Here is a 16,033-nt window from a genome sequence, read left to right on the forward strand (position 1 = left end):
ACAAGGTCCCGAAACGGCCGTGGTCGTGGGCGACGGAGAGATCGACTGCGACGAACACGGCCGCATCCTCGTGCGGTTCCACTGGGACGATGTCGCCGCCCACACCATGCGCGTGCGGGTGTCGCAAAACTGGGCGTCCAAAGGATGGGGCGGCATGGTCATCCCCCGCATCGGCATGGAAGTCATTGTAGAGCATCTGCGCGGCGATCCCGACAAGCCGATTGTCACGGGCTGTGTGTATAATGGGAAAAATACCACGCCGAATGCTTTGCCAAAACACAAGACCCGCAGCACGTTCAAAACCAATACTCATCAGGGAACGGGATTCAACGAGCTGCGGTTTGAAGATCAGAAAGGCGAGGAAGAGATATTCATCCACGCTCAGAAGGATATGAACTCAGACATTCTTGACACAAACACAAAACATGTCGGGAACAATGACGTTGAACTGGTCGAGAATAACAAAGTCATCGAGGTTTATAATAACCATTCGGAGGTAATTGGCGGGAACATGGTGGTCCACGTCGGTCCAACAAATGTCGGAACCTTCATCGCGGCGTCTATGTCAAAGCTTGTGGGTCGGCTCGGAAAATTCTCGAAACGGTTCGGAATCCCAGCGGGCCTTAACCCGGGGGGCGGAAACCTTTCGGTTTCGGTAGAGAAAAATGCGCTGCATGCCGTCGGACTAACTAACGTGTCAACAGTCGGCTTGTCGAACACTGTGTTCGTGGGCAAGACGCACAATGTCACGTCTGGCCGGGATGTTAAGATATCTGCCGGGCGGTCTATTCGGCTCTCGACCGGGAAATCGGTATTTGAGATGCACAGTGACGGGCGGATTGCAATGCACGCCGACAAAATTAGCATCAATGCCGACACGATCGTCAAGATCAATGGAAAAGTCGTGGATATCAATTAACATGGAATGCCGAGAAAACTTACCCGACCCGTCCTTGAGAATGGATTTTGACCTTCTTCCGAGCGCGCTGGAGGTCGGGACGCTTGGCCTTATTACTGCCGAGGCGGCAAGTGCAAGATATTACCGAATTGCAGAGGGTCTTGCGCGCCTCTATGGCATTACATTTTGTGATCGCGCCGAGGCGCAGCTAATAGGCCAGTTTACCCATTTCAAGGTCGGCATAAACCGCAGTTTCGAAATCGCAGACATGGACCGTGGCGATCACCTTCATTTTTTATCCCAATACTTGCTGCTTCACGGGCTGAGTTACCGCGATGTGGACGAAGGCTTGCATGCGGTTATGTCTTCAAATGCGCAGGATTATACAAATTGGGAACTATTGCGGGGAACAATTACAGGTCGATGGGATTATGAGATGTCGACCGTGATCTCGGAAATCCAACGCCTAGCGCAGACCCATAGCGTTCCTACTCCACCGGAATCCGTGGCCGAGGAAGCAAGCCCTGGAGGAACTATTATTCGAGGGGAGGGCATTGATTTTCCGACGTGCGACCCAGCCGAAGCCCGTGCCTTTCGAAGCCGCGCTGAACGACGGGTAGATGGGCATTATAGCGTCGCTGCCGCAGGCACAGCGGGGGGCACAAACACAACACCTCCTAGACCAGCTATGAGATATCAAGTGAACAAATGCGGTCGACGCGAGTATTCCCTTCGGACAGACGCAAGCCATAGGTCGTACGCGCCGCTTGCAGATGGTTTGGCACCGTCTCGACCGCCGCGCGCAAAGGGCGGATATGCCTTCGCCTGCTGCATTCTTGAGGCCAAATTCGTTGGTAACCGGCGCACGACCCTCTATCAGCGAAAGAGGGATTTTTTGCGTGGAGTCGAAGATTCAGCAGATGCGCTCCCCCGGCGATTTGAAGGACTGGGGCGCCTTTCTTTGGTCGCTATTTGGGAGGCAAAACGCCTCGATCAAGCAAATCAATTTGGTGCATATCTCGGCGCGATTGCCGATCCTGACATCCCGTATTGGAAGGTTGTCTACATCTGTTCTCGTGACATGGCGCGGGACTATTTTCGAGCCATCATTCGCGCCGCCATCGCCATGCCTGTTGCCAAAGCCTGCACTTCTTCCGCGCGTTTGACGACTGGCCAGAACTGGATTGTGCTTTAAGGACACTATTTCATGACGACGTATGTAATCACATTTATTCCGAACAGGTCGCAGAATTTCGCACCTTTTCTAACACAGATGGCCCAAAATGAGAGTCGGATCACGGTGTCGGGGGGGATGCTTACCATTGACCTGGGCCCGGATGTTTCCGCCCGATTTGAGGTTCTTCCAAGGTCAGACTGGGTGATCCAGAGCCGCGGCGCAGTTGAAGACGCGGCGCTGTTTGTCTTGCTTCGCGCCTATTTCGCCACCAGTACCTCGGAAGAGCCAGGTATTCTGGTAGCTGCCGAAACGGACGGCCAAGCGCGGCTTATTGCGATTGCAGACGATGACGGAGAAGAGCAGTCACCGGACCCTCTGACAGTAACTGTCAGTCCCAACGAGATTTTGGCAAACAGCACTGTATTTGAGTCTGCTTGGCCGATCTTTATTATAGGTGAGCCGGAGGACGAGGACTCGCCGGCTGAACAGGGGGACATCATTTCCTTGCCCAATTCCGGTGGTCTTGCAATTGCTTCATTGTTCGCCGTAACCGAAATAGAACGTGAGCCAATGAGCTTTTTGGTTTTTAATGCAACGCCAGACGAAGTTGTGACCGAGATGTTGATGCCGGATGCCTATGAGAAGGTTGATGACGGCTTTGCGGTGATCGAACTGGAAGAGATCGACGAACAGATTGAGGTAGCTTCATTTAATACGGACAAGGGCCCCGTTTCCGAACTTCGTGTCCCGCTTGGTATTGATCAGATCGACAGCCTGCTTTCGCAGCTTTCGCCAAGAGTGCCGCTCGACGCTAGTTTCGGTCATGTCCTTGATGTCGACGATGCATCGGAGTCGTTTACAGTACAAATGATCGACCGGTCCGGTTTCCTAAATGAGATAGTTACCGTGCGCTTATTATTCTGATCCAAGCCAACGATTTCATCTCGTTTGCATCAAGTCCACTGGGTTGGAATTGTGAATAAACAGCATGCGGGATGCAAATTCCACCTAAGCCCCGGCGACATTTGATCTACGCATTCAAATCGGACGTCTTTAAAAAACCCATTGCCACCGCTGTGCGATGTCCTTTGGGGCAATCGTTGCACCCACTACTCACTATAACAAAGCTTACCCACCGTATTGCCGGGTCCATTTGGCCCATTACAGTTCATGTCATACATGTTGTCATCCTGAATGAGCTCCGCGCCTTTCACGAACACACTGGTCTTCTTGGAGATCGGGCGGCAGTAGCCTTTGTTCACGCCTGATTTGACCCCACCTTTTGTACCGGGTTCATCCCCCGTCACCTTGTTGGTGCGGCTGTTCATATTGAACGCCTTCATTCCAGTCAGCTTTACATTGTCTACAGTCGTCTCGGACCAGTCGAGTTTAGACAAGATCATATATGGAATTAGCACAATAGAACTCCCGACAGGGGTAAGGCATACGTCAGGAGCCAAACACACAACATTGGCTTTCTTGCCGCTATGACGCGCCGCTGATGAAACCATTTAACCCTCCAGTCTTTGTGACGAGATTTGAACGGTCGTAAAGATACTTGGGTCGTCCAAACGACACCGCCACGTCAAATCTAGAATATGACCATCGGGATTTTCGCCAGTCACGTCAACGACCACGGTATCGAGCGTTATTGCAAGATCGCCAATATAGGACCCCGAGAAACGTGCCAAAAGCCCGACCTGAGGAAGAGGGACGTGGATGGTCGGGTGATCAAAGGATACGCCGTCGATCGAAATCGTTTCAGCACCTGACAAGTAGGGATCAACTTGAAGCGATCCGTGTGCTGCGTTCCAGAATGAAAGACTGTAATCTGTTGGCATACGCGGGTGGCGGTCACGCTGCCAATCGGCGTCAAAAGTACCCGCTTCGCTGCGACGGGGAAGCCATGTTTTTGCGATGGGCCCGAAACCTTCAACCGACATCGGCGTCAACGGATCAGCCACCATAAAGTTTCCAAGCAGGCCAATCTGAGGCGCAGAAAAGGCTTTGCCGTTCTTCAGGCTTTCAGATGTCGCAAACCCCAGGCCAGACGGATTGAACTCGTAGGCTACTTTATCGTCATCGCCGTTCAGCACATAGCCGCCGTAAGACAAGGTGTAAGACAGTGGAACTTCGTGCACAAATTCCGGTTGGCTTAACGTCCATCCGCCGAGCCGACGGTGCTGCCACAGCGATGGGCCTCGCACCTGAAACTCGTACCGCAACCGATCACGAATAGAGATTGAGACAGGCCAGTCCGATCTTGGCTTTCGATCAAAAGAACGCGCGGTTGCACGGATGATAACATCTGTGGCGGGTTTCTGAGGCGCAAGATCCTGTTCCTTGATCATCGCCCCTCTCGGCAGATTGCTGCGCAATCGCCTGCCGGGCAATGAATGATCTGTTCATCCGTGAATCGTGCCTTCATTTGTCCGTCCTTTGTTTGGGCGGACTCTACACAAATTTGGAGGAGTCTTAGGGGCGCAGGTCACGATGACTGCAATGCGGAGAGGCTGCCTGAAAACTTTGGAGGCTGGTCAAAATCCGCCAGAAACGCTTGTTAGCGGTATTCTCTCGCGCTTATGGATGAATTTTTACTCAGGCGCTCGAAATGAGCGGCACAAGAGAGATCATAGTTCGGAGTTTTCACACAGCCTCCGGACAAACTGGGCCTTCAGACCCATTAGACCAATGATCGCTTCAGAATTGACCGCGTAGTATTCACTACGCAAGAATACGGCGAGATCAATCCTGACCGTTGATTAGCCGTCCACGCTCAACCAATCAAGTGGCAGATTTCTGCTCCCTCCAATGAGGTCGGCCAACAGCCCAATTGTAAGAGCATAACTTATGGAATTATTGTAGTGCCTCAAAACATCAAAATTTCTGGTAACGGCAAAGTATGCTGGATCACTTTCTCCAATCTTTATAATTGCAAGCTCAATTTCAGGTGAAGTTTTATCAGAATTCTCGATCCCCAACCCAATTTTGTCAATTTTAGAGAAAGGCAAATACTGTCCTGCAATATCTTCAGAGAGTTCGCCGTTCGAAACCACTCGATAGCCCCAAGGTATTGCATCGTTCCAACCAAATTCACTCATATAGTTTGCTGTCGAAGCTAACGCATCCGTAGAAGAATTTGGATCCCGCCGACCGTCACCATCAAAATCAATACCATATTTTAAATGCGCCTGTGGGGTGAATTGCATTTGGCCGAGCGCGCCGCCCCAGCTACCCTCTAGTTCTCCGGGATCCAGTTCGTCCTCGGATATTAGCCGTAAGACATCTAGTAGCTGTCTCTCGGCAAACGTTCTTCGCCGACCGTCGTAGGCAAGTGTCGCAAGAGCAGTAACTACGTTAAATCTAGGTTGAAGAGATCCAAATCTTGTTTCATGACCCCAAAGCGCTAGTAGGATGTCTCTGGAAACAAGGTAATCCGACTCGATCTCGTCCAGCAATTCTCTGAGCTCATCTCGTTTCTCGACCCCGATAGAAACTATTTCAGCGCTTGTAGAGTTTAGAATGTAGTTCGTTGCTTGCAGAGAAAACTCAACTTGATTTCGTTCCATAACCAACACATCTCGGTCAATAGTGAAATACGGTGAGATCAGCCGAATAGTACTCTCGGATATTCCGTCGCGGGTTGCTTTTTCGAAAAACTGTTCCACCCAGACTTCAAAGTTGCTCTTTGACGCTTCTTCTATCGAAACTGGGTCGGCCAGAGTACCAATTTCCATCACCTGCCTGTCATCAATCAATGGCTGATCTAACTTCGCGACCTGGGACGGCAGTTGTTCATCATTCAATGAGGAAATTTTACCCTCTACATCAGAGATAAACCCAGCCTCAACGAAGAAGCGTAGGTTACGTATGGCCTCTGCTCTATCTTCCGTGTCTATAGCCTCAAGAATTAGCGATGTCTCAAACTCCAACCTCGCCAAATCCTCGATTGAGGATTGCTCCGAAACTGCCAAATCTAGGTTTCCTTGAACCTTGATCCTTTAGATCTCAAGCGCATTTCGAGCATTTGTTTCCGAGATCATCTCGCTCGAAGTATTGTTTAATGTTGTACCGATCCAGCCGCTAAAAAGAGCAATCAGCGCTCCGGCGATTGTCGCTTGTGCGGTAGATATTGACCGTTGTTGATGCTGTCTCTCTTTGAGTGTTATCTCTCGGCGCTGCAACTCCTCAGTGACCGAAAGTCGCTTGGTTTCAAGCTCGAGTCTCGCTCTTTCAATTGCAATTTTATTCTCAGAGAGAGTCATACCAGCTTCCTTGGAAAATAAGGTTCTCAGAGTTTAGCGACATTTGAATTGTTAGTCATCCTTTAGTGCCTGACCTTGGCACCCTTCGCAGCATCCTGCACTCTGGGCATCGAAACTATGGGCTCAAACCCGTCGTTCGCTGCATCTTGCACTAATGTCTTCTAAACGAAATGAGTTCGCTGCGCTCGATCACTCACGGCCCATAGCGGACCTAGGCGACGCCGTCAGTCGCTGCGCGGCAGCTTCACCAATCCGGTCATTCGCCGCACCGTTGAATTCTTGCGCTGCTCGAACCCATATCATTCGAAGAAATGCCTTGTTCGCACGGATTGAATGCCGATCTGTTGATACTCAGCCAGAACCTTCCCCCTCCCGTCGGCGATCTTCCTCGGTCTCAAGAGAGCATTTTCGAAACGTACCGTCCTCAAGGGTCCAAGTGCTGGTGAACCATCTTTGACCGAATGCATCATTTTTGTCGGAGTACAGTTCTTTTCCTCCGCCGATGACCCATATCGGCGCGAACTCCCTGTCTGACAAAAGACGCAAAAAAGCGTCGCTGTTGACGAGAGCGGTACTTGGTCCATTCTTTGAAGCGGAAGGATCCTTGAATATCTCGCTGCCATTCGTGTCAGTGTAGATCAAATCGCGCCCATCTTTGAGCGACATATTCAGGTTTCGCGTCAGCCATGGACAGGGCAATATAAGGCGCAAATTCTGCTCTAGGCTATAGTTGTAGCCACTCGCTTCCTGTAAGAACTCCATCGTCGGACAAAGGCCCTCCACAGGGGCAATCGTCCAAGTTGGCGTAGGCTTATCAATCCATTTTCGAGCCCACTCGGTTGTCCAGTCCTCGCCTGTGTCCGTGCGCCATCCTAACTCGCCAAGAAAGTCCTCTGAGGATGCATCGTTTGTGAAGCCTAGGTCATGATCGGCTGTCAGCATTTGGCCGTCCAAGTGCTGGAGTGCGCCTGCAAGATCGTTTCTCCGAACTAAAAAGCACGTCGACCGTCGCCATGTCTTCGTTCTTATCTGCGCTGTTTCTCTGGAAGCCCCGATGCCGCTGAAGCTCTGAAAATCTCTAAGCGGCAACCATTTCAGGCCTTGTTCATCGACTTGGAAATCGAGAAATTCCTCGCCATCCAAAAAGTCTCGTTCGCTATCAAGCCATTCCCACGCTTCCTCTACCGAGCGTGGTGATAGAAGGGGAGCTTTGGGCATCCAGAAGGTGGGCTCATCAAACTTCGCCCAGCCCCAATCGTGACTCTTCGTCATTAGGTGACTCGGATCCATATCGCGCAGGCGTCGAACGGTTTCCCGCAAGTGTTGTGGCCGGTCCCGTTCAACGGCTCCGCAATGGTCCGAAATTCGCGCCATCAACTCCCTTAACGCGATCCACTGGTATTTTTTGCCGATCCGTTCCTTCGTGTGGTTTGTTCTATCGCCGCTACAGGTGCGGTCAAAGCCAGCATGCAAATTGGCTTTCCAGCCTAAGTCATGAGCTCTGCGGCAGATCCAGCGCTGCGCCCAACCTAGATCGAACTGTGCCGCACGGTCTGTTGCCCCGCTATCCGAGCGGTCCATTGCCCAATGCCCTGCCCGGACGCGATAGGCCTCGTACCGTTGGTCGCCGAGGAGCTTGCGGAGTTTTTGTTCCATCTCTTTGTGGAGTACGCCCTGCTCCGTCTCAGGGTAGCACCAATCATGTGATGACGATCGGAGCGCGATTAGTTCATCGACAAGAGCACGTTCCTTTTCGGTGCAGGACGTTTCGAACTCGGCTCGCCATGTTTGGTAAAGATTCTCTGGTGTTGGAAGGGCGGAGCCCTCTTCGCCGGCTGCCCAGTTTTGGACAGCATACTTGATTACGTAACATGCAAAATCACCGTGCAGGTCCGTCGAGCTGATAATGTCCCACGATGTTTCGGAGTTGCGGGGATCCTTGCCACGCTCCATCTCTGGAGCAAATTCAAGAGGCCATGGACTGTCGAAAGGAGCCTGGAGCTGGGTATCCTTTGGAACGTCAAGTGCGCAGCAACGATGCCTGGAGTACTCGAGAAGTCCGACGAGATGATCGCGCCACAGCAGGTCTATAGGCGGATTGTTCTCCACAAAGTGGCGGTTCGCGGTCATCTGGGCGATTTTGGTCAGTTCCGCATCGGTCCATGCAGATTGCAAGGCCGCGCCATAGATTGCGGCGGCAAGTCTTTCGCCAATGTAGGGATCATTGATCTCGTCGAAGCGACAAAGCAGTTCCAGACCACATTTGGGAGACGCGATAAGCAGAGCAACCAGGGCTTTGGTGGCGCGGTCCCTCGCGCGCCGATATGTCGTCGAAAGACACCAAGTAAGGAGGACCGCAGCGTTCGTAGCGGCTTCGTCATCCAACGAACCAGGTCTCGCGTCCATTGCCCAATCCATAAGATCGTGTAGTGGAGTGTCGAGTTCCTCCTCACCTTCTCGACCGTTGTCCGCGGACTCGCCAGCATAGCTCGACCATTCCGCATCCCTCTTAGGCATAGGCAAGCGCAATAAGTCATGATGGAATGTATTCAGTCCGAAAGGCCCGTCTGTCCCAAGCGCGAGCTGGACTCGTGTGTTCCAGATCTCATCTGGGTCAACCCATTCTCCCAGCAATTCGAAACTTCGCGCTGTCACACTCTCGCGCCGACGCAAAGCGATATTTTCGCGGGAGATACAATAAATCAACCAGCGGTCTGCGTCTTTGACCGCGTCCGGAAGTTCCACGCCAGTCCGTTCCGGCAATTGAATTGCGAGAGCGTCGAGGACGCCCTGAGGAGCACCTTGGCGTGAGCATGCTTTGAAAAGTGCGATGTCGTGCGAAAGCGGCGATGGAAGAGTCTCGTCGATCAGTGTCGCGTCAAGGATGGCTTGCGCGGCCACATGGTCGCCGAACCGCTCAAAGCTGAAGCGGACATATTCCCTATCTTCGCCATTCTCGCGGATCGGCTCTATGGCGAGAAGGCCTTCGTCGCTGAGCGCTTCGAGCAAATCGCTATCGAGGCTGGGATTGTTCCCACAGATGGGTGCAAGAAGGTCTGCTGCTCGATCATACTCAATGAGAGGATCAGTAGTTGTAGCGATCTCCTTGGCAAGGATTTCGATCGCTTTGACAGGGTATTTCCGGCGCGGAGCAAGTTTTAAGCGAGCTTCCACTGCGTCGCAGAGCGCGACCCGGTACATCTTAAAAATTTCTGTTACGCCTTGCATTCCCTTGGGAAAGCCCTTCTTTCCTTGGCGATTCAAAGCGTCGCAGCAGACTTTCAAAAACAGCGGGTTGCGGAGTTCGTTCGGTAAAAATGGTTGATCCGGCAGCAGGATATTGCGCAGAGAAAGAAATTTGCGCGCATCACGCATCGAGAACCCAGAGTGCTCGAGACGCGGCAGCTTAGCATCGTCCAAATGTGACGGCACAATCTGCGACAGATAAGTCGACCGGCAGGATAGAACGACGACCACGTTGGGATAAGCTTCTGCGTCTTTGAGAAAGGCGGCGAAACGGCTCGGCCAGACCTCGCCCCCATTGCGCTCGTTAATAGCGTCGATACAAAGCATGGTTCTGACGCCAGCAGCTTCGCCAGCGGCGTCGAGCGCCCCAAGAAATTGATCTCGCGTGTAGTGAAGGGGAAGACCAAGTTGGTTCGAAATTTGGGGCCAGATTTCCGCGTCGTTCAACTGGCCGCCAAGCAACAACACAGCCGGTCGTTTCTTGTTCAGCTGATGGCTGCAGGCATCGGCGAGAAGGTGGGACTTTCCACTGCCAGCTTCGCCAGTGATAAGCATATGAGGAATGACGGCCATTTCCCAAGCTCTCGCCCGCAGCGTTGCAGAGACACGCTCCAGCTTTTCGAGCGCGTGGCGTGCGTCATACACCTGGTTCTTCTTAGTTTTTTTCTCATCACTGTTTGTGGAATATGTTTCACGGATCTCATCGTGATATTTGCGCTCAACGATATCTAACCCTTGACCCAGCACATTGCGCCAGTGGTCAACCGGCCAGGCTTGATGAGGAAGTTCATCAACATCATCGAATAATTCGCCGAGCGCAGACATCGTATCGGCGTCTTCGTCTGAAAGCACGAAAGCAGTCTGAAACCCGTTGCAGGCTTCTCGCAGGTCGTTGCGATGATTGCGCAACGAGGTTAATAGCTCGGGGTTCCGAGTGGCTCCAAGGAGCGCGCGGCGGATGGGAATTTTCACGCTGGTTTCGTGCGTATAACGATGGCCAAGAGCAGCTTTGCTACGCTCGAACTGATCCTGAAACCAACCAGGCGAGAGGAATTGACTCTCGAACCAGTAACGGATGCGGCCAGCATGATGGCCACTTGGATTGGTCAACTTCGTCTTAAGCGCGGAAGCGTCCCAGAGATCGATTTCGAGTTGTCGGTCCTGCTTGGCTGCTTCCGCGACTTCTTTATTCCGCCACCTCTCGAACGCCTCCAGCTGCGTCTCATTGGTGGAAAAGGGATCCGACCGGTCAAAGGGGAGGCAAACAAAGATCTTGGTTAGATTAGGGTGCTTTTTGAGAGCGCTCTTGACTGAACTGTGCAAGCTACGCTCCAAATTGTGATCGAACCGCCAAGAGTATTTGGCTTGCCAACCGCATTCTGTTCCGTCGGAAAAGCGTGTGAAACACTCAAGGCCACCGTCTTTTCCTGTACCCTTTCGATGAAATCGCGCGCCGCCCGGAACTGGCTCCAAAGCTGCGAGTTGGCACACAAGTTCCTCGAATCCGGTCGAGGCTTTCCCGTCTATGGTTCTTATGGCCTTGAAATCGATGTTCATGATATTTGAAGCAATTCCGGTTGCAATCAATGAGAGTAATGTAACTCCAAAAACTACACTATCGTGCAGCCAACTCTTCTACCATATTGATCTGGCTGAATTTCTTGAGTCTTTAGAGAAAAGCTTTATAACCAATTTCGTGTCTCAGGTAGTGCCGTTCTGACGATCCAGATTTCGCTCTGCCGCGGAAACAGGCATCCAACCGTCCACTAGGTCCCTGCAGGGCAAGCCATCACGACCTCGTCCTCGGACACCCATCCCTTGGAAACCAAAAAGTGGCGGATCGTGTCGGGGGCCTCGGAATACAGCACAAGCGCGAGGCTATCTTCTGCGCGAGTGCAGGTGACGTACAGCAAGCGGCGGGTACGCTCGATCGTGGTTTCTTCGCCCTTATCTGCCATTTTCTGGGATACAGCGCTCAATTTTTTCACTTCAAACAGCGTGTCGTACGAGGCAAGGCCTTTGAAGCGGGTGTGGGCATCATCAGCGATCACCATAACCCGAGGGAATTCAAGCCCCTTGACCCCTTGGTGGGTACCATAGGGGCTGCGGTCTTCGACATAGGCGAGGTAGCGTGCCACCTGAGAAAACGGGGCCCCAAGCGCCTGCGTCCAAGCCTCGGTAATAGTGGTATCGATGGGTGGTGTGGCCTTTGGCCCGGTCGGGTCCAGCCCGTCCGAGAATGAACCAAGATCTGTCAGAATATCGGCCATATCCTCGACCGCTGGACTGTCGTCAGGCAAACAGGGGCGCAGTTGGTCGGGGATCGGGAACAACCGGTGCTCGGCTACGACCGTTAAAACTTCGGCACAACTCGGATCCCGGTCGTCCTTAAACAGCACCATCAGCGCTGCAACACCTGCCCGCGCCGCATCTAAGCCAGTAGCGTGGTCTTTTCCCTCCGCCCGAATGCCGCTCTTGTCTAACAGGGGCGAGCCGTCGCGCAGCACCGCCATCGCGGCGAAGGCATCCCCATTCCTTTGGGCCGTCACTAAGGGCAAGACCCGGTGGGTGAAAAGCCGCATCGCGGGCAAAGTGCCAGCGCGAAACCCGTCCTTAAGTTTGTCGGGTTTGCTCAGGACCTCAAACAGCTCGCTGAATCCAAGACGCGCGGCGGCCATGTGACGCTCAATCGTGAGGGTCTTGATCGCCTCTGCGTCCTGCCATGCGGGGTCTTCGGTGATGCGGACCATTTTTGTCCGGGCGGCGGCTTCAAAGACCCTCCGATCCGCAACCTCGCTTGGCGCAAGAAAGACGCGCACGGTGCCACCCGGTTTGTCTTTGCGCGCCCGCTGTTGGCGGCCATCAGCGTCACGCCGGATCGCATTCGCCAAGTCCACAATCCGCGCGCGACTGCGGTGGTTCATCTGTTTAGCCGGTTGCGCAAAGTTCCCCACCCGTTGGTCGAGATCGCGCAAGCCATCGGTGTAAATGCGCTGCATCGTGTCTCCGAGCAGCCCTAGGGCGATGCGGCCGCGATGGCGCGCCTCGAAGCTCAAAAGCGCCTCCATCAATGGTTTCATCGTGTCCTGGCTTTCGTCGATCAAGATGAACGGGTAGCGCGCCAGAACTATGTTCTGGAACGTCTCGCTTTCGGTCAGGAAATGCGCGGCGAGCGCAATGACTTCGGTATGTTGCAGCGCATCGCGGTCGAAATTGTCCCCCTCGGGCGCATAGATGAAGGCACGGATTTCAGCTAGGCGCTCCAGCCGCTTTGTCTTGGAGGCCATCTTCTTCTCGCGTTTGTCATGGGCGTCGGTGCCCGCACGGCCCTTCGCATGGGCTGCCTGGATCTTGGAAATATCTGTCTGCAGGTTGCTCTTCAGCCAGCCCCGAATATCCGTCGTGCGCCCCTCGATGAGCGACCAAGCGAAGCTGTGGATTGTCTGTACCTGAAACACAGGATCGGCCTGGACGCGGCGCGTGATCTCATCGGCGGCGGCATTGGTGTAGGTGATCACGGCAATCTTGCGGCTGTGTTTGCGCAAGGTGGTTAGGGTCTTTGTGTCCAACCCTTCCAGTGCTTCCTTGAGAGAGCGCGTCTTGCCCGATCCCGCCCCAGCAAAAAGAAAGAAGCTGCGAGGTGCGATGACGGACAGGCATCCGCGGATCGTCTCGTCGGCGCTGGCGTCGCGATTGGCGTCGGTCACTTCCGTCATGTCATGCCCTTCAATTGGCCTGCGAGCCAGTTCAAGCCGGTGTCGATATAGGGCGGCGCGCGCAGCGATTTGATGTCCTCGATATAAAGGAGGTCTAGCGCGAAGGCGGCTTTCTCCGGGTATTTTTCCAACCGATCAAAGAGCGCCTTTGCGAGGCCCACAGGCGTTGGTTCGGCGCCAATGGACTTGGCAAAGGCGCGGGTCATGCGGCAGGCGAGCTCGGCTGTTGCGGCGGTTTCCACGGCTTTCGGGTTGGCCAGTGCAAGAGCATCCTCGAAGGTGCTGGGTGTGACGTTCTCGGACATCGCGCCTAACGTCAGGCTTTGCGGGATCTGGTAGCTGACCGCGATGGGGTGGTCTGAGGCCGTATGACACAGGGCATTGGCGGGCGGGGCCAAAAGCGTGTCGATCTCTGTCAGCCCGGGGAGCCAAGTCTTTAGCACGTGGTTTGCGGTGGTCTGAGCGGCCCCGTAGCAAGGCTGAGCCGATTGTTTGACAGCTTTACCGTCCTTGTCGACCTCCGCTACTGCGTCGAGATCGGTGATAATCAGCGTCGGTAGTTCGAGCGCCTCGATCAGTGGCCGCATCCGATGCGCGTGGCTGCCCCCCAGCTCCAGAAAGGACAGATAGGCCGCAGCTAGGTCAGGGTAGTGATTCTGGATCAGATGCGGCAGTAGTATCCGCTCTGCGGTGCCTTCGATCACGACAATGGCGTCAGCGAAGAACAGATCAAAATGTGTGCTCTGAAGATACCGCTTTACGAAGCGTCCGGTTTCTTTGTCTATGCCAAATAGCCCCGTCATATTCGCTACACTGGCTGTGGGCACAACTCCGGCACTAGGTAACTCTCGCTTGAAATAGCGCAGCTCCTCAAACGCGGCGGCGTGCGCGATGTGGCCTGAATGGGTGCTCACTACCAGCTGTGTAGTAAAAGCCGAGTCCTCCTTCTCCAGATCCTCATGGTCGCGCAAAACCTTGTGCGCCCGGGCCATAAAGACTTGTTGCACCTGAACGTGCAGATGCGCCTCCGGCTCCTCGATCAACACCAGTTGGAGGGGCTCCATGCCCGTATCGTCCGGGGTCACCATCTTTGATTTGTATTTGCCTACCTGCATCCAGTCATCCCGGAAACGCATGAGCTGAAACACCATGGAGATCAGGTTCTGGAAGCCGAGGCCGTTGTAGCTTTCAGGCAGCTTCACACCAGATGAGTCGCCAGAGACATCGTATTGCACGGCCGCCGGGTGATTGAGCCCGTCAACGGGTTTGATCTGGGTGGCAATGGAGAGTTTTGGATTGTTGAGGCCGCCAGGGTAGCCGAGTTTTTCCAGTTCCTTGATAGCATCGGCGAAGCCATCCTTGAGGCGGTCATTGAAGGTGGTTTCGGCATCATGGATCGCCTTGAGCGCTTTCACGTCGTTCGACGTGGGGTTCGTTTCGGGGTCAATGTGTTTTCGGAAGTAGGGCTGTATCTGGCTGGCGATCTTACGGCTGTTTGCGTTCGTTGGCTCATCGTCGTCGCCCTTACCGTCTCCCGCATCTGCGAAACCGCGTTGCGCGTTGATCTCACGAATGTGGATGAGACCAGCAAATGGGTTCGCACCGATCCCTTCCGACAAGGGCGGCAAAGGATGCGGCTCCACCGGCCCCGTCTTGGTAATGCTCGCGGGGTCCAAAAGATGGGCGTTAAGCTCGAACAGGTCTTTCAGGCGCCTGTCCAGAAATTCCCGAAAGTCGCGTGGCCAAAGCGCGAATCCGTTAGCTGTTGCCCCGCCGGGTTGTAGTGTCTGCGCGGCCTCTCGCGCTGCCAGGTACTGCGCCTTGATGTCGGCCTTCTTTTTGGGCTCCATTCGCAGGCGCACGCCCAGCAGACCGCCAGTCCAAGTAAGTGTTGGAATCAGATGCGCGACGTGGTGCAGCTCTGAGTTATCAGCATGGAGCCATACATCGAGGAACGGAAGCTGTGCCAGGAGTGGGGTGAGATCCGCTTCGGCCTCCTTTGTCCATGCGCTCGCGATCTGTTCGATCGCGGGCCAGTTAGAGGCTAAAACATCGCGTGTGTCGATGCCACCGCAATCCTTGAGGAATTTGCGCAGCGCCTTCATGGCCGATGTCTTGCCGCTGTTGTTGGCCCCGACGAGCAGCGTCTGCTTGTCTGAAAAGTCTAGGCGGGCGCGCCGCAACTTTCGAAAATTGAAGATTTCAATGCGTGTAAGTTTCATAATACCTTTTCCCCCGCGCAGGAATTGCTGCGCTCGTGGTTGGATATACACACTTGTCCTGCGGGTTTGTAGGCGCACACGGCCGCCGCGGACCCTGCCAGTCTTCACGTGTCGGGCTATTCGCTTTCGGAGCTCAAAGGCACTTCGTCTCCAAAGTCCGCTCTTACGATGCCCAAGGGCTCTAATGCTGTCGCAGCGTATGTCTGCTTTCCGCCCAAAGCCCCCCTCAGAACTTCCTCTTCAACCTCTGTTCAACACCCCTTTAACGCCTGTTCAAGCCCACTTTCAGACTGGACTATGGGCGGCTCATTGAGCGTACTGACGTGACCTCACCCCGCGCCCGCCTGCAACGCGGGCTTGCGCCAGTAGGGCGGAACTTTCCGCTTTTTACGACAGGAGGGTGTTATGCAAATCAATAATTTGGAACGATCTCTGAGCGGTTCCAGCGACGCGCGTTTTGAGGCGATAGGTCAGCTTGATCGCGCGGGGTGCAAGGCGGCATGGCAGCG

Annotated in this window: 10 protein-coding genes; 3 read left to right on the plus strand and 7 right to left on the minus strand. The window is 54.0% G+C overall.

Annotated elements, in window-relative coordinates:
- From L1065_RS15880 to L1065_RS15115, 3 genes are all read left to right on the plus strand, one after another.
- Window positions 1-919, plus strand: a 919-nt coding sequence (locus L1065_RS15880) for a type VI secretion system Vgr family protein (protein WP_305082566.1), incomplete at its 5' end; no start/stop codon positions are given.
- Window positions 920-959: 40 nt separating this feature from the next.
- Window positions 960-2,093, plus strand: coding sequence for a hypothetical protein (locus L1065_RS15110; RefSeq protein WP_237096341.1), 1,134 nt, complete (start codon window positions 960-962; stop codon window positions 2,091-2,093).
- 12 nt (window positions 2,094-2,105) lie between these two features.
- Entirely contained in the window at window positions 2,106-2,999 is an 894-nt protein-coding gene (locus tag L1065_RS15115) for a hypothetical protein (RefSeq protein WP_237096342.1), read from the plus strand.
- A gap of 185 nt (window positions 3,000-3,184) precedes the next feature.
- Here the strand turns inward: L1065_RS15115 and L1065_RS15120 are convergent, their stop codons facing one another.
- The 7 genes from L1065_RS15120 to L1065_RS15150 form a co-directional block, all read right to left on the minus strand.
- Window positions 3,185-3,586 carry a DUF4150 domain-containing protein gene (locus L1065_RS15120; RefSeq protein ID WP_237096343.1) on the minus strand — a complete coding sequence of 134 codons (402 nt, stop codon included), beginning with the start codon at window positions 3,584-3,586 and terminating at the stop codon, window positions 3,185-3,187.
- Window positions 3,587-4,426: a DUF2169 domain-containing protein gene (locus tag L1065_RS15125; protein WP_237096344.1), complete on the minus strand. Its 840-nt coding sequence runs from the start codon at window positions 4,424-4,426 to the stop codon at window positions 3,587-3,589.
- Between the two features lie 411 nt (window positions 4,427-4,837).
- The gene (locus tag L1065_RS15130; protein WP_237096345.1) at window positions 4,838-6,049 is read right to left on the minus strand and encodes a lytic transglycosylase domain-containing protein; all 1,212 of its coding nucleotides are present in this window, start codon (window positions 6,047-6,049) and stop codon (window positions 4,838-4,840) included.
- A 27-nt stretch (window positions 6,050-6,076) separates the two neighbouring features.
- On the minus strand, window positions 6,077-6,340 hold the full coding sequence (locus L1065_RS15135) for a hypothetical protein (RefSeq protein WP_237096346.1): 264 nt from the start codon (window positions 6,338-6,340) through the stop codon (window positions 6,077-6,079).
- Between the two features lie 351 nt (window positions 6,341-6,691).
- On the minus strand, window positions 6,692-11,143 hold the full coding sequence (locus L1065_RS15140; protein ID WP_237096347.1) for an ATP-binding protein: 4,452 nt from the start codon (window positions 11,141-11,143) through the stop codon (window positions 6,692-6,694).
- 209 nt (window positions 11,144-11,352) lie between these two features.
- A complete protein-coding gene (locus L1065_RS15145; RefSeq protein WP_237096348.1) occupies window positions 11,353-13,302 on the minus strand; it encodes a UvrD-helicase domain-containing protein in 1,950 nt (649 codons plus the stop codon).
- Window positions 13,299-15,524, minus strand: coding sequence for an ATP-dependent endonuclease (locus L1065_RS15150; protein WP_237096349.1), 2,226 nt, complete (start codon window positions 15,522-15,524; stop codon window positions 13,299-13,301). The genes L1065_RS15145 and L1065_RS15150 overlap by 4 nt, the downstream gene beginning before the upstream one ends.
- Between the last annotated feature and the right edge of the window lie 509 nt (window positions 15,525-16,033).

It is taken from the genome of Nereida sp. MMG025 (assembly GCF_021654165.1).
Lineage (GTDB): Bacteria > Pseudomonadota > Alphaproteobacteria > Rhodobacterales > Rhodobacteraceae > Nereida.

Bases quoted from the DNA above. Each gene is read 5' to 3' on its own strand.
- L1065_RS15135 (WP_237096346.1), bottom strand. From the start codon at position 6,340: ATGACTCTCTCTGAGAATAAAATTGCAATTGAAAGAGCGAGACTCGAG.
- L1065_RS15120 (WP_237096343.1), bottom strand. From the start codon at position 3,586: ATGGTTTCATCAGCGGCGCGTCATAGCGGCAAGAAAGCCAATGTTGTG.
- L1065_RS15115 (WP_237096342.1), top strand. From the start codon at position 2,106: ATGACGACGTATGTAATCACATTTATTCCGAACAGGTCGCAGAATTTC.
- L1065_RS15125 (WP_237096344.1), bottom strand. From the start codon at position 4,426: ATGATCAAGGAACAGGATCTTGCGCCTCAGAAACCCGCCACAGATGTT.
- L1065_RS15110 (WP_237096341.1), top strand. From the start codon at position 960: ATGGATTTTGACCTTCTTCCGAGCGCGCTGGAGGTCGGGACGCTTGGC.
- L1065_RS15145 (WP_237096348.1), bottom strand. From the start codon at position 13,302: ATGACGGAAGTGACCGACGCCAATCGCGACGCCAGCGCCGACGAGACG.
- L1065_RS15150 (WP_237096349.1), bottom strand. From the start codon at position 15,524: ATGAAACTTACACGCATTGAAATCTTCAATTTTCGAAAGTTGCGGCGC.
- L1065_RS15140 (WP_237096347.1), bottom strand. From the start codon at position 11,143: ATGAACATCGATTTCAAGGCCATAAGAACCATAGACGGGAAAGCCTCG.